This window comes from Frankia sp. CcI49, assembly GCF_001983215.1.
Lineage (GTDB): Bacteria > Actinomycetota > Actinomycetes > Frankiales > Frankiaceae > Parafrankia > Parafrankia irregularis.
The window spans coordinates 275,930-295,445 of sequence record NZ_MOWP01000014.1 but is presented as its reverse complement, the minus strand read 5'-3'; the positions used below and the strand labels follow the sequence as shown (position 1 = coordinate 295,445).

Below are 19,516 nucleotides of genomic sequence, written 5' to 3'. Positions count from 1 at the left end.
CTGGGTTGCAGCGACTCGCGACGCTTCCCGGGTACCTTCTCCGCGTGGCCACACGCACGTCCAGCGCCCGAACCCAGGCGCAGCCGAAGCCACGAGCGGCCACGGCACGGTCCGGCGGCCCGAGCGGTTCCGGCGGCTCTGGGCGGGCTTCCGCGCGTCCGCGGTCCGGCGCGTCCACCAGGGGCGCCGCCGCCCGCGGCCCGGGTGGTCGCGGGCGCCGAGAACCGCCGCCGCGTCCCGTTCAGCTGCGGCTCGCCCAGGCGGCGATCAAGGCGGTCTACCAGACGTGGATGGCCGCCGCGGGCCTGCTCGGCAGCGGGCTGCGCCGGTTCGGCCGCAACACGCGGGATCTGCACATCGAGCCCGAGCACTGGCGCGACGGCCTCGGGCTGGCGGCCCTGGGCGCGGCGATCCTGCTGGGCGCCACGATGTGGGGCGGCGCCGGCGGGCCGGTCGGCGCCGGTGTCGCGGCGACCATCGAGCTCTTCCTCGGCGAGGGAGCGCTGGTCGTGCCGGTGTTCTGCCTCGGCGCGGCCTGGCGGCTGGTGCGTTCGCCCTCGGACCCGGAGAGCCGCGGCCGGGTGGTGATCGGTTGGGCCGCGGTGACGCTCGGTCTTCTCGGGTTGGTGCACATCGCCCGCGGGATGCCCGACTTCGCCACCGGCGTCGCCGCGCTGCGGGACGCCGGCGGCCTGATCGGGCTGTTGGGCAGCGCCCCGCTGGTCGGCGCGGTGACCACCTATGTGGCGGTGCCGCTGCTGGTGCTGATGGCGTTCTTCGGGTCGCTGGTGGTGACGGCGACCCCGGTGCGCCAGGTGCCGGAGCGGCTGCGCGGGCTCGCCGAGCGGCTCACCATCCCGATCCGCCAGCCCGGCGCCTATGACGAGGGCGACGACGAGGACTACGACGACTACGACCTCGACGAGGACGTCCATGGGGCGGCCGGTGGGCCGGCCGACGCCGCCCTCGACGACCTGCTCGACGGCGAGCCGGCCCGCTCGCCCTCGCGCCGCCGGCGGGGCGCGGCCGCGGAGTCCGATGACGTGTACGACGTCGACGGCGATCCGCGGGGCTCGGCCGCGGGTGGCGACCGGGCCAGGGCTGGCCGAGCGCGGCGCTCCGGACCACCCGACGCCCGCGACCAGGCCGACCTGTTCGGCGACATCCCGGCGGCGGTGGGCGCGGGGGACGGCGTGGATGTCGATGACGTCGATGACGTGGTCGGCCTCGTCGCCGGGGAGGTCGGCGGGCCCGTGGCGGGTGCGCGGCGCCAGCGCGGCCGGGCGGCGGCGTCACCGGGCGCGGCGACCGACGCCGGCCCGTCCGCCCAGGGCCCGGTCGGGCCGGACGAGATCGAGTACCTCGTACCGCCGGTGGAGGGTGACTACCGGCTGCCCTCGCCGACGCTGCTGCGTTCCGGTACCCCGCCGAAGGTGCGCTCGGCTGCCACCGACGGTGTCATCGCCTCGCTGACCGACGTGTTCTCCCAGTTCAAGGTGGATGCGAAGGTCACCGGCTTCACCCGGGGCCCGACGGTGACCCGCTATGAGGTCGAGCTGGGCGCGGCGGTGAAGGTCGAGCGGATCACCCAGCTCGCGAAGAACATCGCCTACGCCGTCAAGAGCCCCGATGTGCGGATCATCAGTCCGATCCCGGGCAAGAGCGCGGTCGGCATCGAGATCCCGAACACCGACCGCGAGCTGGTGTCTCTCGGTGACGTCCTGCGCAGCACGGACGCGACCGGCAATCCGCATCCGCTGGTGGTCGGCCTCGGCAAGGACATCGAGGGCGGGTATGTGCTGGCGAATCTCGCGAAGATGCCGCACATCCTCATCGCGGGCGCAACGGGCGCCGGAAAGTCGACCTGTATCAACACCCTCATCACGAGTGTGTTGGCACGGGCCACGCCGGACCAGGTCCGTATGGTGCTGGTCGACCCCAAACGGGTGGAACTGACGAACTACCAGGGAATTCCACACCTCATCACGCCCATCATCACCAACCCCAAGAAGGCGGCGGACGCGCTGCAGTGGGTGGTGAAGGAGATGGAGAACCGGTACGAGGACCTGGCGGCCTGCGGAGTGCGCCATGTCGACGACTTCAACCGCAAGGTGCGCGCCGGTGAGATCGTGGCCCCGCCGGGCTCGGAGCGGGTCTACACGCCATATCCCTACATTCTCGCGATCGTGGACGAGCTCGCCGACCTGATGATGGTCGCGCCGCGTGACGTCGAGGACGCGATCTGTCGGATCACGGCGATGGCCCGTGCGGTCGGCATCCACCTGGTGCTGGCGACCCAGCGTCCGTCCGTGGACGTCGTCACCGGTCTGATCAAGGCGAATGTCCCGTCTCGGCTGGCCTTCGCGACGGCCTCGCTGGCCGACAGCCGGACGATTCTCGACCAGGCGGGTGCCGAGAAGCTGGTCGGTCTCGGAGACGCGCTCTTCCTGCCGATGGGGGCGAGCAAGCCGGCCCGGATCCAGGGCGCGTTCGTCTCCGAGGAAGAGATCGCCGCGATCGTCGACCACACCAAGGAACAGGCCCAGCCCACCTTCGTGGCGGACGTCTTCGACGGTGGCGGTGAGGCACGCAAGGAGATCGACGAGGAGATCGGCGACGACATGGCGCTGTTCCTCCAGGCCGTCGAACTCGTGGTCAGCACCCACTTCGGCTCGACGTCGATGTTGCAGCGCAAGCTGCGGGTCGGCTTCGCCAAGGCCGGTCGACTGATGGACCTGATGGAAAGCCGCGGGATTGTCGGCCCGAGCGAAGGCTCCAAGGCGCGGGACGTCCTCGTGATGCCCGACGAGTTGGAGGGACTTCTCACGACGCTCCGCAACGGATAAGAAAGTCTCAACAGATCCGCTGCGCTCGGTCGGGCGTCGGCGGGCGACCGTAATATCGGCTGGCGCTGGCAGTGGCGCCAGCGCGATGACGGGTGCGGAGGTTCGCTCATGCAGTCCGCGGACGAGCCGGCGACCCCTGGGCCGGATGCCTCCAGGCAGGTGGCCCCCGACTCGATCGGGGCGACGCTGGCAGCCGCCCGCCGGGCGGCGGGCCTCACGATCGACGACGTGAGCGACCGGACGAGAATCCGCGCGTCGCTGATCGAGCAGATCGAGCGTGAGGACTTCAGCGGCTGCGGCGGCACCGTGTACGCACGCGGTCACCTGCGGAGCATCGCGACGACCTTGGAGCTCGACCCCGCGCCGCTGCTCGCGGCCTACGACGCCGGGCACGAGCGGGTCCCGTCGCCGGTCGTCGTCGCCTCCTCCGAGTTCGACCCGCTGAACGGCGGCGGGGCGCGCCGGGGGATGGGTGGCTTCCGCTGGGCGCCGGCCATGATCGCTTCGCTGGTAGTGGTCTGCGTGTTGGCTCTGGTCGCGCTGGTGCTGCCCGGTGGCGGCGGTGACGAGGACGACGCCACGGCCCGGCCGAGCACTGTGCCGAGCACCGCGGCCGCGACCGCTCCGGCGGCCCCGACGGCCGCCGCGACGCCGCCCCAGCCGCCCGGTGTGAACGTGCGGGTCGAGGCCCACGACGCGCAGAGCTGGCTGGAGGTCCGGGACGAGGGCGGGAAGCCCCTCCTGGCGCAGCTTCTCCAGCAGGGGGACAGCCGGGAGGTGTCCTCCGAGGGGGCCCTGGAGATCAAGATGGGCAACGCGGGCGCCGTCGACCTCACCTGCAACGGCCGGGACCTCGGCAAGGCGGGCGGCCCCGGCGAGGTGGTCACGATCAGGCTGGCACTCGCCGAGAGCGGCGGCGGCTGCGCCGTCGGCGGCGGTGACGGCAGGGCGACCGGCCTGGCCGCCGCCGGTCGTCCCGCCGTCAGCGGGGCGACCGGGGCGGCGGCCCAGCCCGGCGGGACGCGCTGAACGGCCCTGGGGCAGGTCCAGCCGCGTCACCAGCGCCGCGTCCCGGTAGCCTGAGTCCGTGTCCCCTCGCCCTACACGCCGGGTAGCTCTCGTCACGCTCGGCTGTTCCCGTAACGAGGTGGATTCGGAGGAGCTCGCCGCCCGCCTCGCCACTGATGGCTGGGAGCTGGTCGACGACGCCGAGCTCGCCGATGCGGTCCTGGTGAACACCTGCGGTTTCGTCGACGTGGCCAAGAAGGACTCGATCGACGCGCTGCTCGCCGCGGACGCACTGCGCGAGCCGGCGGGTGCGGCCACGGCCGGCGAACGCGGCGGACACGGGCCGGGTGGTCCGGGTGGCGCCGGCGCCGGTGGGCCGCGTGCGGTGGTGGCTGTGGGCTGTCTGGCGGAGCGCTACGGCCAGGAGCTCGCCGAGAGCCTGCCGGAAGCCGACGCCGTGCTCGGTTTCGATGCGTACCCGCAGATCTCGGCTCACCTCGAAGCGGTGCTCGCCGGCGCGGCGCCGGCCTCGCACACCCCGCGTGACCGGCGCACCCTGCTGCCGATCACGCCGGTCGAGCGTGCGGGTGTCTCCGGTGCCTCGGACGCCCCGCATCTGCCCGGGCACATCCAGCTGCCGACCACCCAGACGGCGGCTGGTACCCAGCGGGCGGCGGGCGCCCTGGCAGCGGGCACCGGCAGCCGTCCGAGCGAGCCGTCGGCGGGAGTTCTCGCCGGTGGGGTCGGTCGGCGTCGGCTGACCGAGGGTCCGGTCGTGCCGCTGAAGCTGTCGAGCGGGTGCGACCGGCGCTGTGCGTTCTGCGCCATTCCGTCGTTCCGTGGCTCCCATGTCTCCCGCCCGCCGGAGCAGGTGCTGGCCGAGGCCGAGTGGCTGGCCACGCAGGGAGCGCGCGAGCTGGTGCTCGTCAGCGAGAACTCCACGTCCTACGGCAAGGATCTCGGTGACCTGCGGGCGCTGGAGAAGCTGTTGCCGCGGCTGGCCGAGGTCCCGGGGATCGTCCGTGTCCGGACGGTGTACCTACAGCCGGCCGAGCTGCGTCCGTCGCTGCTCGAGGTGCTGCTGACGACGCCGGGTCTGGCCCCCTACCTGGACCTCTCCTTCCAGCACGCCAGCCCCGCGGTGCTGCGCCGGATGCGCCGGTTCGGTGGGACCGACGACTTTCTGGACCTGCTGCGCCGGGCCCGTGGGCTGCTCGGCGATCTCGGCGCGCGGTCGAACGTCATCGTCGGCTTCCCGGGCGAGACCGAGGAGGATGTCGACATCCTCATGGACTTCCTGGAGCGTGCAGATCTCGATGTCGTCGGTGTCTTCGGCTACTCCGACGAAGAGGGCACCGAAGCCGCCGGAATGGACGGTCATGTCGATCCCGACGAGATCGAGCGCCGCCGCGCCGACGTCACCGACCTCGTCGAGCAGCTGACGGCGGCCCGGGCCGAGCGCCGGGTGGGCACGACGGTCGAGGTCCTCGTCGAGGAGGTCGGCGGCGGTCTGGCGTTCGGCTGCGCCGGGCACCAGCAGGCCGACGCCGACGGCGCCTGCACCGTCCGGCTCCCCACCAGCCGCCCCGACGGGTCGGGCCACGGCGATGGATCGGCCTACGGCGGCGTGCGCGTCGGTGACCTTGTCGCCGCCCGGGTTGTGGCGGCGGAAGGCGTCGACCTGGTCGTGGAGTTCACCGATGTGCTCGACCGTGCCGCCGTCACGCCGGTGCGGGCCGCCTCCGCGCCGGCCGCTGTCGCGCCGGCCAACGCCATGCTGGCCAACGCGGTGCCGGCCGTGGGCGAGGGCCAGGCCGCGCTCAGCGGTGCGGTCGGCCAGTCGCCGGGTTCGGCGTGACCGGTCCCGTTGCGGGTCCCTCACCCGGCGGCGCGGCCGCCGGGACGGATCCGGCGGTGCTGGCGGGCGGGCCGGTGCTGGCGGGCGGGACACCGTCGGCCCGAGCGGTCGGACAACGGCCGGAGCGGACGGAGCCCGAGCGGTCGGCGCCCAACCCCCCGGCGCCCAAGCCGCCGGTGCTCAACATCGCCAACGTGCTCACCATCATCAGGTTGGCGTTGGTTCCGGTCTTCGTGGGCTTTCTGTTCGCCGGCCCGGACACCGACGGCTGGCGTTACGCGGCCTTCGCGGCCTACGCCGTCGCCGCCATCACCGACCAGATCGACGGCACGATCGCCCGTCGGCGCGGTCTGATCACCGATTTCGGGATTCTGGTCGATCCCATCGCCGACAAGGCGCTCACCGGTGCCGCCCTGGTCTCGCTGTCGCTGCTGGACGAGCTGCCCTGGGCGGTCACGGTGCTGGTCGCCGTCCGCGAGATCGGGGTGACGCTGCTGCGGCTGTGGGTCATCCGCTTCGGAGTGATCGCCGCGAGCCGTGGCGGCAAGGCGAAGACACTTCTGCTCAACATCTCGCTCGGCCTCTACGTGCTCCCGCTCGACGGGTTCGCGGCGACGGGCCGGGCGGTGATTCTCGGCTGTGGCGTCATCGTGGCCGTGGTGACCGGTGCGGACTATGTCTATCGTGCGCTCGCGCTGCGTCGCCGGGCCGGGGCCAGCGCTGCGGCTGGAGCCCGAACAGAGGAGACCGATGCGCGCTGAGCTGCTCGCGGTGGGGGACGAGCTCCTCTACGGCGACATCGTGAACGGCAACGCGGCCTGGCTGGGTGGCCAGCTGGCGGACGTCGGGGTCCAGGTGTCGACGTCGATCGTGGTCGGGGACGTGATCGCGGACATCGCCACGGCGATCGTCGCGGCGCTCGGCCGGGCCGACGCGGTCGTCCTCACCGGCGGGCTCGGCCCGACCCAGGACGACCTCACCCGTGAGGGCATCGCGCAGGCGGCCGGGGTGGGCCTGCACCGCGACGCGGYCGAGGAGGCGACGCTGCGCCGCCGGTTCGAGGAGATGGGGCGCAGCCGGGCCGGCTCGGGCGGGCGCGGGGTGCCCGAGATGAACTTCCGCCAGGCGGACCTTCCGGTCGGCGCGCAGGCCCTGCCCAACGTGCCGGGCACGGCGCCGGGCATCCGGATGGAGATCGGCTCCGGCGTGGTCTACGCCATGCCGGGGGTCCCGTTCGAGATGAAGGACATGTTCACCCGCAGCGTGCTGCCGGACATCCTGCGTCGGGCCGGTGAGCCGGCGGTCGTCGTGCACCGGGTGCTGCGGACTGCCGGCATGTGGGAGTCGATGGTCGCGGAGGCGCTCGCGGACGAGGTCACCAGGCTCGAGCCGCTCGGGAACCCGCGGATCGCCTTCCTGGCCAGCGGTGGCCAGACCCGGGTGCGGATCACGGCGCGGGCCGCTGATCGCCTCGCCGCCCAGGAGCTGATCGCTCCGGTCGAGGCGGCGGCGCGGGTGGCGCTCGGCCCCGGGCTGTACGGTGTCGACGACGACTCGCTCGAGAAGGTCGTCCTGGATCTGCTGGGCGCCCGGGGAGCGACGCTGGCCGTCGCGGAGTCGATGACCGGGGGGCTGCTCGCCGGCCGGCTGACCGACGTCCCCGGTGCGAGCGCGGTGCTGCGCGGTGGGGTGGTCGCCTACGCGACCGAGGTGAAGAGCTCCGCGCTGGGGGTCGACCCCGCGATCCTCGAGACCGTGGGCGCGGTGTCGCCGGAGACGGCGGTGGCCATGGCAGCCGGGGTGCGGGAGCGGCTCGGCGCCACCTATGGGCTGGCCACCACCGGTGTCGCCGGCCCGGACGAGCAGGAGGGGAAGCCTGTCGGCACGTTGCACGTCGGGCTCGCCGGCCCGGACGGGGCGACCACACGCACGGTGCGGCTGCCTGGTGACCGGCGCCGGGTTCGTGAGTTCGCCGTGGTCCAGGCCCTGGATGTGCTGCGGCGTGTCCTCACCGGAGTGGCGGCCGCGGGCGACTTCGGCCCGTGGGTGCCGACCGGGCCGCGCTGACCGGCGGGCCTCGGCGCGGCTCAGGGGTGCCCTGATCGCGGATTGACCCGGTCCGGGTGTGCTTACAGCGTTACAGTCGCATCAACGACGCCCCGGAAACGGGCTCGGCGGGTATACGGTGAAGCCAGCCCGTGGATGAAGGAGGAGGCTCGATGGTCCTGCTCCGACGCGTGATCGGCGAGGCATTGCGCCGCCGCCGACAGGATCAGCGCCGCACGTTGCGGGAGGTGTCGTCGGCCGCCAGAGTGTCGCTCGGCTACCTCTCCGAGGTGGAGCGTGGTCAGAAGGAGGCGAGCTCCGAACTGCTTGCCTCGATCTGCGATGCGCTGGGGGTACGTCTCGCCGATCTCCTGCGTGAGGTCAGCGACGATCTGGAGCTTGCCGAGCTGGCTGTGGGCGCCCCGGCGCCGGTCGGCGCCACGGCGGTCGTCGTGCCGGCGCGGCCGGCGGTGGTGGATCGCGCCGCCTAGAGCGGCCGGCCTGCATACGACTCCTCTCGGTGGGCACGTCCTGATGCGGACGTGTCCGAAACCTTCCGGGAGGAAAGCCATGAGCGCCATCCGCAGTCCGCTGTCCGACGAGGCGCGTGTCGTCGTCGGGGAGGCCCTTCAGGGCGCGGTCGTAGACCTGATCGATCTTTCCTTGCTGGGCAAGCAGCTGCACTGGAACGTCATCGGGCGGAACTTCCGCACGGTTCACCGCCAACTGGACGACGTGGTCGACCTCGGACGCCGGTACACGGACATGGCCGCCGAGCGGGCGGTCGCGATCGGGGTCAACCCCGACGGTCAGGCCACCACCGTCGCCCGCGGCAGCCATTTGCACGGCGTCGAGAGCGGCTACATCGGTGACGAGAAGGCAATCCGCCTCATCACGGACGTACTCGCCGGGATGATCACCAGGATGCGTACCCGGATGGATCTCACCGCCGAGCCGGACCCGGTGACGCAGGATCTGTTCATCGCGGTGATCCGCGATCTCGAGGAGCAGCACTGGATGTTCCAGGCGATGGTCTGACGGCGCGCCCCGAGCCTGCCCGAGCCCGGCCCTGCAGGCCGGCCCTGCGGCCCGGCCCTGCAGGCCGGCCCTGCGGCCCGGCCCTGCGGCCCGGCCCGACCACCGGGTGCGGGCGAGGGCGGTCAGATCAGTGACACTCGTCGACTCTCCGGATCGCCCTGCGCGTGGGACGATCGAGCAATGGCGAATGTTGTTCGCAAGGCCTTCCGCTACCTGTCCAAGCGGGCCGAGGTCGCGTTCGAGGAGAAGGCGGATCCGAAGATCCAGCTCGAGCAGGCGATGGACGAGGCGCGTGCGCAGCACGAGCGGCTCGTCTCGCAGGCGGCGCTCGTCGTGGGCAACCAACGCCAGATCGAGATGAAGCTGGGCCGCCAGATCGAGGAGGTCACGAACCTCACCGAGTCGGCCCGATCGGCCCTCGTGCTCGCGGACAACGGCCGCGCCGCCGGTGATCTCGCGGCGGCGGCCCGGTACGAGCAGGCCGCTCAGGCGTTCGCGAGCCGGCTCATCTCCGCGGAGTCGGCGCTGGAGGATCTCAAGCTGCTCCAGCGGCAGGCGGCCGAGTCGGCCGCCCAGGCCCGGGTCGCCGTCGAGGACAACGCCCTGCGCGTGCGGCGCCTGCAGGCCGAGCGGGCCCGCCTGCTCACCCAGATCGAGCATGCGGCGATGCACGAGCAGATGGGCAAGGTGATGGAGCAGATGACCTCGCTCCCGCCGGCCGGAGACGTCCCGACGCTCGCCGACGTCCGGGACAAGATCGAGAAGCGTTACGCGGTGGCTCGGGGCCGCCAGGAGCTGGCGTCGCAGGGCCTGGAAGCTCAGATGATCGAGGTGCAGCGGGCCACCATGGACGCGCAGGCGATGGGGCGCCTGGCGGAGCTGAGGGCGTCCCTGCCGCCCGCAGCCGCGCCGGCGGCCGGTTCCACGGGCGTGGCGCCTCACGTCGGCGATCAGGGGGCCCCGGAGGCGCCCGCGGTCGAAGCCGCTCGGCCTGGCGGTGGCGCTGGCGGCACCAGTGGCACCAGCGGCACTGGTGGTCCGCGCCCGTCGTTGGAGAAGGCATCGGATGATGCCCAGACGTCGCCGGACGCGCGCTGACGTTGCCGGATACGCGCTGACACTGCCGCGGACGCGCGCTGCCACCGCATGCGCTCATACCGGAAGGCTGCTGATGACCGACGTGGCGGGAAGCCCCGGCGAGCCCGGTTCGCCGCCCGTGGGCCCGCAGCCTCCGGCCGCGCCCGAGGCTGAGCACCGGTCCGCGCCGAGGCGGGCCGCGCCCGCACCGCAGGTTCCCGCCGAGCCGCGTGATTCGAAGAACTTCGCAGATTTCGGGCCGGCGGTCACCCGGAATGTTCCCGGTGGGACACAGAGTATGTCCGGCGGTTTCGAAGAACCCCGATCCGGCCGTCAACGCAGAAGTTTTTCGCACTTTATCGGTCTCGCTGACGACGCTGGCGGATTCGGCTTCTCCGGTGCGGTCGCGGCGGTCACTCCCGGTCTTCCGGACTGGCTGCGGGCGGACGTCGAACGTCGTTCGTTCGAGAACTCACACCGCCGGCTCGACCGGCCGTTCCGGCGGGCCCGTCGGCGTGCGTTGAATTCCGCCCGGATCTGGGCCGCCGCCGCTGCCGCCTCGCCGGTGGCGGCCGTCGCCGCCGATGAATGGGGTTGGCTGGGTTTCGGCGCGGCAGCCCTCGTTCAGGCCGCTGTGTCGTTTCGGGAGTTCCGAACGTCTCCGGATACCGGGCTGCCCGTGCCGCGCGTCGCTCCGCTGAAGGCCATGGAGATACGCCGGTCCGCGGCCGCGCGTGCGCTGCGCCGCGGCGAGGCCGGGCTGGCCGCTCTCGCCGCCCTGCTGCTCGCGGTCGAGGCTCGTCCGGCCGCCGCGCAGGTGTTGCGGGCCACCGAGACCGCCGCCCGCCTGGTCGACGACCTCCGATCGACCGCCCGCAGGGTGCTGGCCTGCGAGTCCGCGCTGCGTGCGGTGTCGGATCCGGCGGTGCGGGCCGAGATCAGCACCACCTCCGCCCGGCTGCTGGCGGGCATGGACCAGGCCGCGGACCTGCTCGACGGCCTGCTGGCCGCGGCCACGCAGATCGTCGGCGCCGTCACGGTCGCGGGCTCGTCCCCGCGGCTCGCGGAGCTCACGGCTGACGTCGAACGCCTGCGCACCTACGCCGATGGGCTATCGGAACTGCTGGGATCGGGCGGGCCGGGCCGCCCGGCCTGATCTGGCACGATTCTCTCAGGTGTGACGTCCGTTTAACGTCCGTCCGCCGCGGCCTGCCCTTTCCGGCCGGCGGCAACGGCCGGTTCCGCCTGTCTGGCAGCGACTTTCGGCTGGAACGGCGAGGCAAAGGTCATCCCACTAAGTGCACAGCGACTATGCAGTTAATTCTTTTTGGACTTTCTGGTGTGCACCCGGGTTGGCACCTTCGAGGGGCATGTAGGTTTGGGTATGTGACCTCGGTTATGGCGCACAAGCGCGGTTTGGCCTAATGTCCCAGATGTCCGATCGGCGATTGTGGCGCTGGATGACGAAGGGGAGCGTCTTCCACGTTTTCATCGCCGCCGTGCGATGGCCAGACCGGCGGTCCCGGACGTCCGGATGGCATGACGCAGCCAGGCAGGTGGAAGTGCCATGACGCAAATCAGTGGGGACGATATCGAATCCCCGAACCAGGAGCCTGCCCGGCAGGTACCCGATGAGGCAGGCGCACTCATGGACAGCGCACTCATGGACGTCGACCAGCCGTTCAGCGGCGACCGGTGGTCACTGGTCCTTCCGCACCGCGAGCGACTGGTGCACATCGCCCGCCGGCGGCTGCCGAGCACCGCCGACGCGGAGGACTGCGCGCAGGAGGCACTTGTCCGTGCCGCCGGGTTCCGCAACCTCGACAGCCATCGGGTCGGTCAGTTCCTGACCACGACGGTGCTGCGGCTGTGTGTGGACCACCACCGTGCGCGGATGCGCGCGGACCGCGCGATGGCCCGCAGCGTCGCGGCACCCAGCGACCCCGGTCCCGAGGACTCGACCTGCGACCGTGCGGAGGCGCTCTGGCTGCTCGACCAGACCCGCCGGCTCCGCGGTCGGGAACGGCAGATCATGATGGCCCGCGCCGCCGGCCGGACCACCCGTCAGGCGGCGGATGATCTGTCGATCAGCGTGAAGGCCGCGGAGGGCGCGTTCACCCGCGGCCGGGCCCGCCTGCTGGCGGCCAGCAGGGTCTGAGACCCGGCCCGGTGGCCGGGCCACGCCTGCGGTCAGCCGGCCGGTGGCTCCGGCACCGGCCCTGGCTGGCAGGTCGGACACCATGCGGTGACCCGATCGTTGCCACCGCCGACGTCGACGCGGACGTCGGCGGAACTGCCGGCACCATCAGCGTGCCGGCCCTGGTCACGCCGGACGTCGAGGCGCGGGCCCCGCTCACCGGGTCCGCGGCTACGTCCCGGCGATCCGCGTTCGGACGAACTCTGGGTGGAGACCCGCCGATCCAGCCGGCGGACAAGCGTGCCGCAGCGCCGACACGGCCTGCCTGCGCGCCCGTACACCCAATGCTGTTCGCCCGGGCGGGCGGAACCAGTCGTCACCTGGTGACCGCCCCGCGCCCCGGCCCTGACCATCGCCTGGGCGCGGCGGACCAGACCGGGAAGGTCACGCACCTCGCCGACCGGGGTCCAGGGGCTGACGCCGGCGAGGAAACACGCCTCCGTCCGCCAGATGTTGCCCAGACCGGCCAGCATGCGCTGATCGAGTAGCGCGACGCCGATCTCGCGGGTCGGATCCGCCAGCAGGTTGGCGACGGCGCGGTCGAGATCCCAGTCGGCGCCGAGCACGTCCGGGCCGAGGTGCCCGACGACCCGGTCCTCCGAGGCGGTCGGTAGCAGGTCGACGACCGGCAGCCGGTAACCCACCGCTACCTGCACCGCGGTGACCAGCACGACCCGGATCTGCCAGGCCGGCCCGCCAGACCACCGTGAGCCTGGCCGGTACAGGTGCCAGGAACCCTCCATGCGGAGGTGGGTGTGCAGCGTCAGGCCGCCGTCGACGCGCAGCAGCAGGTGCTTGCCCCGCGCGCATACCTCGAGGACCTCCCGCCCGCGCAGGTCGGCGGTTGCCAGCGACGGCACCCGGAAGTCCGACCGCAGCAAATGCTGACCGCGCAGCGCCGCGTCGAGCCGGCGCGCCGTGAGCCAGACCGTGTCGCCTTCGGGCACCTCTCGATAGTGCCTCCGAACTGGCGGTGCCTCCGAACTGGCGGTGCCTCCGAGTCGGCGGTGCGACCGAATCGCGGGTACGGCTGAGAAGGGCCGGTCGGCTCAGCTGGCGGCGGGGGTCGAATCCGCGGCGGGGAAGATCCGGGAGGGCGCCCGGCGCACCACCAGGGCGCCCAGGGCCGCGACGATCACAGTCAGCCCGAACACGGTCGCGAGCCCCAGGTCGGGAGTGCCGTTCGCCGCCTCGCTGGCCGCGACCGCCGCGCCGCCGAGGCCGGTGCCCAGCGCGGTTCCCAGGTTGTCCGACAGGGTCACCGCGCTCGACGCGGTGCCGTGGCGTTCAGGTGGCGTCTCGGCGAGCACGAGGCTGGCGATCGGGGAGTAGGCCAGGCCCATCCCGAGCCCGGCGACCGCCCAGCAGGCGATCGGCACCGCGAGTGCCACCGCGTCGACCAGCACCAGCGCGAAACCCGCCGTGCCCGCGGAGACCGCGAGCAGCCCGGTGCCTATCAGGACACGGCCCGGGACCCGGCCGGCCAGCCGCGCCTGCGTCCAGGAACCGGTCGTCCAGGTGACCGTCACCGCGGTCACGGCCGCGCTCGCCACGATGGTCGGCTCATGCCGGGCCGCCGTGATCGCCAGCGGGACGAACGTGTCGGTGCCGAAGAAGGCGAACGTCAACAGTCCGCGGGCGGCCACCGCGGCCGCGATGCCGGGCCGGGCCCGCAGGGTGCCTGCCGGGAGCAGCGCGCGCACCGGCTGGTAGGCCAGCACGGATCCGACGGCGATGAGCGCCAGCCCCGGCGCCGACCGGCCGGTCAGCCCGGCGAGAACCAGACCGGCACCGACGCTCACCCGCAGCGCCGCGATCAGGCGCGGCGCGGTCGGCGCGACGTCCACCGTGGTCGGGGCCGGCACACCTCGCAGCGCGCGGACAGTGCCGGTGCCGGCCACCGCGACAAGCGGTATCAGCCCGCCGAAAACCCAGCGCCACCCGGCGTGCTCGGCGACGAGCGCGGCGGTCGCCGGCCCGATCAGGCCGGGCAGCACCCAGGCGGTGGCCGTCACCGCGAACATCCGGGGACGCTGCGATTCCGGATAGGCGCGGCCGATCGTCGCGTAAAGGATGGCCGGTACGGCACCGCCGCCCAGCCCCTGCAGGACCCGGCCGGCCACCAGGATCCACATGTTCGGTGCCAGCGCGGCCACGGCGAGCCCCGCGCCGAACAGCACCAGCCCGGCGGTGAGTGGCCGGGCCGCTCCGACCCGGTCGCTCTCCGCACCGGCGATCACGACTCCGACCAGCAGCCCGAGGAAGAACCCGCTGGTCGTCCAGCCGTAGAGAGACAGGCCGGACAGATCCTCGGCGACCTTCGGCAGCACGGTGATGACCGCCATCGCCTCGAACGCGATCAGCGTCACCGTGCTGACGAGGCCGAGCGTCAGGGCACGCAGCCGCGGGTCCCATGGGGTGGGATCGGCCGTCTGCCCTCGGGATCCCCGCCCGGAAGGCCCGCGTTCGGTCGACCCGTGATCGGTCGACCCATGATCGGGTGGCCCCTTCGCGGGTGGCTCGTTCTCGGGTGATCTGTTCGATGCGCTCATGCGCGTAGCCGCAGCCCGCGCGGGGTCGGATGGAAACCCGCGGCCTCCAGGGCCACGCCGAGCCCGCTGCCGACCACCGCGACGCCGTCGGCCTTCTCCACGGTCAGGCGGCCGAGCGCTCCGGCGCGGACGGCCTGCGCGAGGGCCTCCACCGCCGGGCCGAGCAGCGCCGGGGTGTCCGACCACGACAGCAGTGTGCGGCCGCCGCGTTCGACGTAGAGCACCAGCTCACCATCGACGAGAACGACGACCGCGCCCGCCTTGCGGCCGGCGCGGTGACCGGATCCCTCGCCTTCGCCCGCAGCCGCCGGGCGTGGGGGCCACGGCAGCGCGGCGCCGTACGGATTCGCCGGATCCGCCGCGGCGAGCACGACAGCCCGCGCATCGGCTTCACCCGGACGCGGCATACCGAAGCCCGCCCCGCCGGCCAGGCGCGCGCTCGCGACGTGCCCGGCGCCCGCGCCCGCCGTGCCCGCGCCCGCCATGCCGGTTCCTGCCATGCCCGCGCCCATGGCGAACGGTCCGGCGACCGCCCGGCCGGGCTGGCTCGAGGCTGCCCAGCTGGGCTGGTCAGCGGCGTCGCGCTGAGCCGCGGCGATGGCGCGGAGCCGGTCGACGGCGCCCGGGACGGCGAACTGCGCCGCACCCAGCGACTCGACGAAGTAGCCGCGGCGGCAGCGCCCCGCCTCCTCGAACGCCGCCAGCACCCGGTAGACCGCCGCGAAGCCGCCCGGCGTGTGCTCGGCGGCGACCGCACCGCGGGTGACGATGCCGTGCCGCTCCAGCAGCGCCTCGGCCAGCGCATGCGCGCGCCGGGTCGGGTCGCTCTCCCGCTCGGGGAGCAGCGACCACCGACCACCGACCGTCGGAGGGCCGGTCCGGCGTGGCATCGCGGGCCGCCCGCGGCCGAGCCGGGCCACCCGGCCGCGGGGGGCGCGGCGGCTCGGCTGCGCCGGATGGCCCGCTCCGAGCTGGACGCGCAGCGCGGCGAGGGTGTCGTTGGTGACCAGACCGGCCCACACCAGATCCCACAGGGCGCTCGCGAGGGCGGTGTCCTCGACGAGCCCGGCGTCGTCGAGGCTGCCCACCCGGTCGGAGAGGCCGCGGAAGAACAGCGCCTGGCCGTCCGCGAGCACGTCCAGGATGGCGCGGTGGGCCGGGCCCGCCGCCGCGTCCGGGTCGGGCTGCGGCAGCAGGTCCTCGGCGGTCTCGGCCAGGACGAGGGTGAGCCACCCGTCGTTACCGGGCAGCCCGCCGGAACCGGCCCACAGCACCTCGCCCGTGGCGCACAGCTCGTCGAGCATCGCCGGCGCGTAGTCGCTGACCCGGGACGGCAGCACCAGCTGCTCCAGCGAGCTCGCCGGCACCAGCGCGCCCTGGAGCTGCTCGATGGCACGCAACACCCCGTCGACGCCCCGGCCGCGCCGGGTCGTCACCGACTGCCAGGCTGGCAGGAACTCGCCCATCGCCCGGACCGGTACGGCCTCGACCTCCTTGCGTAACGCGGCGAGGCTGCGCCGGCGCAGCGAGCGCAGCACCCCCGCGTCGCACCACTGCTCACCCGCGCGGTCCGGGTGCAGCTCGCCGCGGACCAGGCGCCCCTCGGCGGTGAGCCGCTCGAGCACGCCTTCGACCACCGCGACGCCGAGCCCGAAACGGCCGGCGACATCCGCTGACTCGAACGGGCCGTGTGTGCGGGCGTAGCGTGAGATCAGGTCACCGAGCGGATCACGCACCGGCTCGGTGAACGCGGCTGGAACGCCGACCGGCAGTGCCACGCCGAGCGCGTCGCGCAGTCGGCCCGCGTCCTCGACCGGAACCCACCGCTCGGCCCCGGTGATCCGTACCCGGATCGCGCGACCGGCCCGCTCCAGCGATTCCAGCCAGGAGTGCTCCACGCCGCGGGCGGCGGCCTCCTCCAGGCTCAGATCCCCGAGCACCCGCAGCAGATCGGCCGCGGACTCCGCGTCCCGCGCGTGCCGTTCGGGCACCAGCCGCTGCAGCTCGGCGACGATCCGTTCGAGCACGCGGGGATCGATGAGCTCCCGCAGCTCCGTCTCGCCGAGCAGCTCGGCGAGCAGCGAGCTGTCGAGGGAGAGGACCTGGGCGCGGCGCTCGGCCAGCGGGGCGTCGCCGTCGTACATGAACGCCGCGACATAGCCGAACAGCAGCGACGAGGCGAACGGGGAGGGCGCCGTGGTCTCCACCTCGACGACCCGCAGCGACCGTGCGTCGACCTCGCGCATCAACCCGACCAGGGCCGGCACGTCGTAGACGTCCTGCAGGCACTCGCGCATCGTCTCGAGCACCACCGGGAAGTCACCGAACGTGGCGGCGACCGACAGCAGATGCGCGCTGCGCTGGCGCTGCTGCCACAGCGGTGTGCGTCGGCCGGGGGTGCGGCGTGGCAGCAGCAGGGACCGGCTCGCGCACTCACGGAAGCGGCTCGCGAACAGGGCACTGCCGCCGACCTCGGCCCGCACGACCGCCTCGATCTCCGCGGGGTCGAAGACGACCAGCTCCGCCCGGGGCGCCTCGGCCGCGTCCGGGACGCGGGCCACCACACCGTCGTCGGTGTGCATGATCTGCACCTCGGAGCCGTACCGTTCCCGCAGGCGGGCACCGATCGCCAGCGCCCAGGGCGCGTTCACCGGCGCCCCGAACGGCGAATGGACGGCGAGCCGCCAGTCACCCAGCTCATCCCGGAACCGTTCGACGACCAGATGCCGGTCGTCGGAGAGGTGGCCGGTGGCCGCCCGCTGCTCGTCCAGGTAGCTCAGCAGGTTGCCGGCGGCCCAGTCGTCCAGCCCGGCCGCGCGGACGCGGGCCGTCGCCGCCGCGGGCGCCAGTGTGGCCAGCTCCCGCAGGAACGCGCCGAGGGCACGGCCCAGCTCGGCGGGCCGGCCTGGCGCGTCCCCGTGCCAGAAGGGCAGCCGGCCGGGCCGGCCGGGCGCGGGCGTGACGAGCACCCGGTCCGGCGTGATCTCCTCGATGCGCCAGCTCGACGAGCCGAGCAGCACGACGTCGCCGATGCGCGACTCGTAGACCATCTCCTCGTCGAGCTCGCCGACCCGGCTGGCCTTCTCCCCGAGCAGGAAGACACCGAACATGCCACGGTCGGGGATCGTGCCGCCGCTGGTGACGGCGAGCCGCTGCGCCCCGGGCCGGCTCGCGAGCACACCAGTGGCCCGGTCCCAGGTGATGCGGGGACGCAGCTCGGCGAAGTCGTCGGACGGATACCTCCCGGCCAGCATGTCCAGGACGCCCTCGTACGCCGAGCCGGGCAGGCCCGCGAACGGTGCCGCACGGCGAACCAGCGCGCCCAGTTCGTCCACCTCGCGGTCCTCCATCGCGAGGATCGCCACGATCTGCTGCGCCAGCACGTCCAGCGGGTTGCGCGGGTAACGGACGGCCTCGATCTGCGCGGAGCGCATCCGCTCGGCGACGACGGCGCATTCCAGCAGGTCGGAGCGATGCTTGGGCAGGACCACGCCCCGGCTCGCGGCGCCGACCTGGTGGCCTGCCCGCCCGATCCGCTGCATACCGGCCGCGACGCTCGGCGGTGACTCGATCTGCACGACCAGATCGACCGCGCCCATGTCGATGCCCAGCTCGAGGCTGGAGGTCGCGACCACGGCGGGCAGCCGCCCGGACTTCAGATCGTCCTCGATCAGCAGGCGCTGCTCCCGGCTCACGCTGCCGTGGTGGGCACGCGCGACCTCGACGCCCACCGGTGGCGCGGCGCCACCGGCCGGACCCATCAGATCCGCCGGTGACAGACGCGCGGTGCTCTTCACCGTGGTCCGCCCGCCAGCCGTGGCCTGTTCGAACGCTGTGGCCTGTCCGAAGGCCGCAGCCTGCTCGAGGCGGTCGGCGTACAGCTCGTTCAGCCGGGCGCACAGGCGCTCGGCCAGCCGCCGCGAGTTCACGAAGACGATCGTCGAGGAATGGGAGAGGATCAGATCCAGCACTCGCTCCTCGACCGCGGGCCAGATCGACGCGCGCGGGCCCGGGCCGGCGGCGGGCCCCTCGGCGACGGCCTCCAGCGGCAGGACCTGTGGCGGCGTTGTCGGTGTCGGTGTCGGTGTCGGTGTCTCGTCGAGGTTCGCCATGTCCTCGACGGGGACGGCCACCTCGATCTGAAGCGTCTTCTCGGAYGGCGGTCGGATGACCGTCACCGGGTGTGGCCCGCCGAGGAAACGGGCGATCTCCTCCACCGGGCGCACGGTCGCGGACAGCCCGACCCGCTGCGCCGGGGCATCGAGCAGATCGTCGAGGCGTTCCAGACTCAGTGCCAGATGCGCGCCCCGCTTGGTGCCCGCGACAGCGTGGACCTCGTCGACGATCACAGTCCGGACGCCGCGCAGGGCTGTGCGGGCGGCGCTGGTGAGGATCAGGAACAGCGACTCCGGCGTGGTGATCAGGATGTCGGGCGGAGTCCGGCCGAATGATCGGCGTTCGGCGGCTGGAGTGTCGCCGGAGCGGACACCGACGGACACCTCCGGGACGGGCTGGCCCAGCCGCGCGGCGGCGGCCCGGATGCCGGCGAGCGGCGCCCGCAGGTTGCGCTCGACGTCGACCGCGAGTGCCTTGAGCGGGCTCACATACAGCACCCGGCAGCGCAGCGTCGGGTCCGCCGGAGGGCTGGAACGAGCCAGACCATCCAGCGACCACAGGAAGGCCGCGAGCGTCTTGCCGGACCCGGTCGGCGCCACCACCAGGGCACTCGCGCCTCGGGACACGGCCGACCAGGCCTCGGACTGGGCCGGGGTCGGCGCCGCGAAGGACGAGGCGAACCACTCTCGGGTCGGGGCCGTGAAGGCGGCGAGGGGGTCCGGGACGTCCGAGGCGGTCACGGCATCAGTCTGCTTCCTGCCACCGACACAAATCCCGC

Annotated in this window: 13 protein-coding genes; 10 read left to right on the top strand and 3 right to left on the bottom strand. The window is 73.2% G+C overall.

The features are described 5' to 3' along the window. Window positions 1-44 precede the first annotated feature (44 nt). From CcI49_RS13065 to CcI49_RS13020, 10 genes are all read left to right on the top strand, one after another. Window positions 45-2,846, top strand: a complete 2,802-nt coding sequence (locus CcI49_RS13065; RefSeq protein WP_083473072.1) for a DNA translocase FtsK — start codon at window positions 45-47, stop codon at window positions 2,844-2,846. Window positions 2,847-2,954: 108 nt separating this feature from the next. Then, window positions 2,955-3,875 carry a helix-turn-helix domain-containing protein gene (locus CcI49_RS13060; protein ID WP_076826750.1) on the top strand — a complete coding sequence of 307 codons (921 nt, stop codon included), beginning with the start codon at window positions 2,955-2,957 and terminating at the stop codon, window positions 3,873-3,875. A gap of 58 nt (window positions 3,876-3,933) precedes the next feature. After that, the gene (locus CcI49_RS13055; protein ID WP_076826748.1) at window positions 3,934-5,712 is read left to right on the top strand and encodes a radical SAM protein; all 1,779 of its coding nucleotides are present in this window, start codon (window positions 3,934-3,936) and stop codon (window positions 5,710-5,712) included. Next, entirely contained in the window at window positions 5,709-6,473 is a 765-nt protein-coding gene (locus tag CcI49_RS13050) for a CDP-alcohol phosphatidyltransferase family protein (protein ID WP_076826746.1), read from the top strand. The genes CcI49_RS13055 and CcI49_RS13050 overlap by 4 nt, the downstream gene beginning before the upstream one ends. Continuing rightward, complete coding sequence (locus CcI49_RS13045) at window positions 6,463-7,779, top strand: competence/damage-inducible protein A (protein ID WP_076826744.1); 1,317 nt, start codon at window positions 6,463-6,465, stop codon at window positions 7,777-7,779. Before CcI49_RS13050 ends, CcI49_RS13045 begins: the two co-directional genes overlap by 11 nt. Window positions 7,780-7,931: 152 nt before the next feature. Next, a complete protein-coding gene (locus CcI49_RS13040) occupies window positions 7,932-8,249 on the top strand; it encodes a helix-turn-helix transcriptional regulator (RefSeq protein WP_006544978.1) in 318 nt (105 codons plus the stop codon). A 79-nt stretch (window positions 8,250-8,328) separates the two neighbouring features. Next, entirely contained in the window at window positions 8,329-8,796 is a 468-nt protein-coding gene (locus CcI49_RS13035) for a DNA starvation/stationary phase protection protein (RefSeq protein WP_054564956.1), read from the top strand. Window positions 8,797-8,976: 180 nt separating this feature from the next. Then, window positions 8,977-9,894: a PspA/IM30 family protein gene (locus CcI49_RS13030; RefSeq protein WP_054564955.1), complete on the top strand. Its 918-nt coding sequence runs from the start codon at window positions 8,977-8,979 to the stop codon at window positions 9,892-9,894. Between the two features lie 277 nt (window positions 9,895-10,171). Then, window positions 10,172-11,029 carry a hypothetical protein gene (locus tag CcI49_RS13025; protein ID WP_235497668.1) on the top strand — a complete coding sequence of 286 codons (858 nt, stop codon included), beginning with the start codon at window positions 10,172-10,174 and terminating at the stop codon, window positions 11,027-11,029. 411 nt (window positions 11,030-11,440) lie between these two features. Further along, entirely contained in the window at window positions 11,441-12,031 is a 591-nt protein-coding gene (locus CcI49_RS13020) for a sigma-70 family RNA polymerase sigma factor (RefSeq protein WP_076826742.1), read from the top strand. Window positions 12,032-12,063: 32 nt separating this feature from the next. On the opposite strand, the gene CcI49_RS13015 is transcribed toward CcI49_RS13020, so the two are convergent. The 3 genes from CcI49_RS13015 to CcI49_RS13005 form a co-directional block, all read right to left on the bottom strand. After that, entirely contained in the window at window positions 12,064-13,017 is a 954-nt protein-coding gene (locus CcI49_RS13015; RefSeq protein WP_076826740.1) for a DNA-formamidopyrimidine glycosylase family protein, read from the bottom strand. Between the two features lie 102 nt (window positions 13,018-13,119). Continuing rightward, complete coding sequence (locus CcI49_RS13010; protein ID WP_076826738.1) at window positions 13,120-14,622, bottom strand: MFS transporter; 1,503 nt, start codon at window positions 14,620-14,622, stop codon at window positions 13,120-13,122. Then, window positions 14,619-19,478, bottom strand: a complete 4,860-nt coding sequence (locus CcI49_RS13005; protein ID WP_198955517.1) for an ATP-dependent helicase — start codon at window positions 19,476-19,478, stop codon at window positions 14,619-14,621. Before CcI49_RS13005 ends, CcI49_RS13010 begins: the two co-directional genes overlap by 4 nt. Window positions 19,479-19,516: the final 38 nt, after the last annotated feature.

Bases quoted from the DNA above. Each gene is read 5' to 3' on its own strand.
- CcI49_RS13060 (WP_076826750.1), top strand. From the start codon at position 2,955: ATGCAGTCCGCGGACGAGCCGGCGACCCCTGGGCCGGATGCCTCCAGG.
- CcI49_RS13040 (WP_006544978.1), top strand. From the start codon at position 7,932: ATGGTCCTGCTCCGACGCGTGATCGGCGAGGCATTGCGCCGCCGCCGA.
- CcI49_RS13035 (WP_054564956.1), top strand. From the start codon at position 8,329: ATGAGCGCCATCCGCAGTCCGCTGTCCGACGAGGCGCGTGTCGTCGTC.
- CcI49_RS13030 (WP_054564955.1), top strand. From the start codon at position 8,977: ATGGCGAATGTTGTTCGCAAGGCCTTCCGCTACCTGTCCAAGCGGGCC.
- CcI49_RS13025 (WP_235497668.1), top strand. From the start codon at position 10,172: ATGTCCGGCGGTTTCGAAGAACCCCGATCCGGCCGTCAACGCAGAAGT.
- CcI49_RS13020 (WP_076826742.1), top strand. From the start codon at position 11,441: ATGACGCAAATCAGTGGGGACGATATCGAATCCCCGAACCAGGAGCCT.
- CcI49_RS13010 (WP_076826738.1), bottom strand. From the start codon at position 14,622: ATGAGCGCATCGAACAGATCACCCGAGAACGAGCCACCCGCGAAGGGG.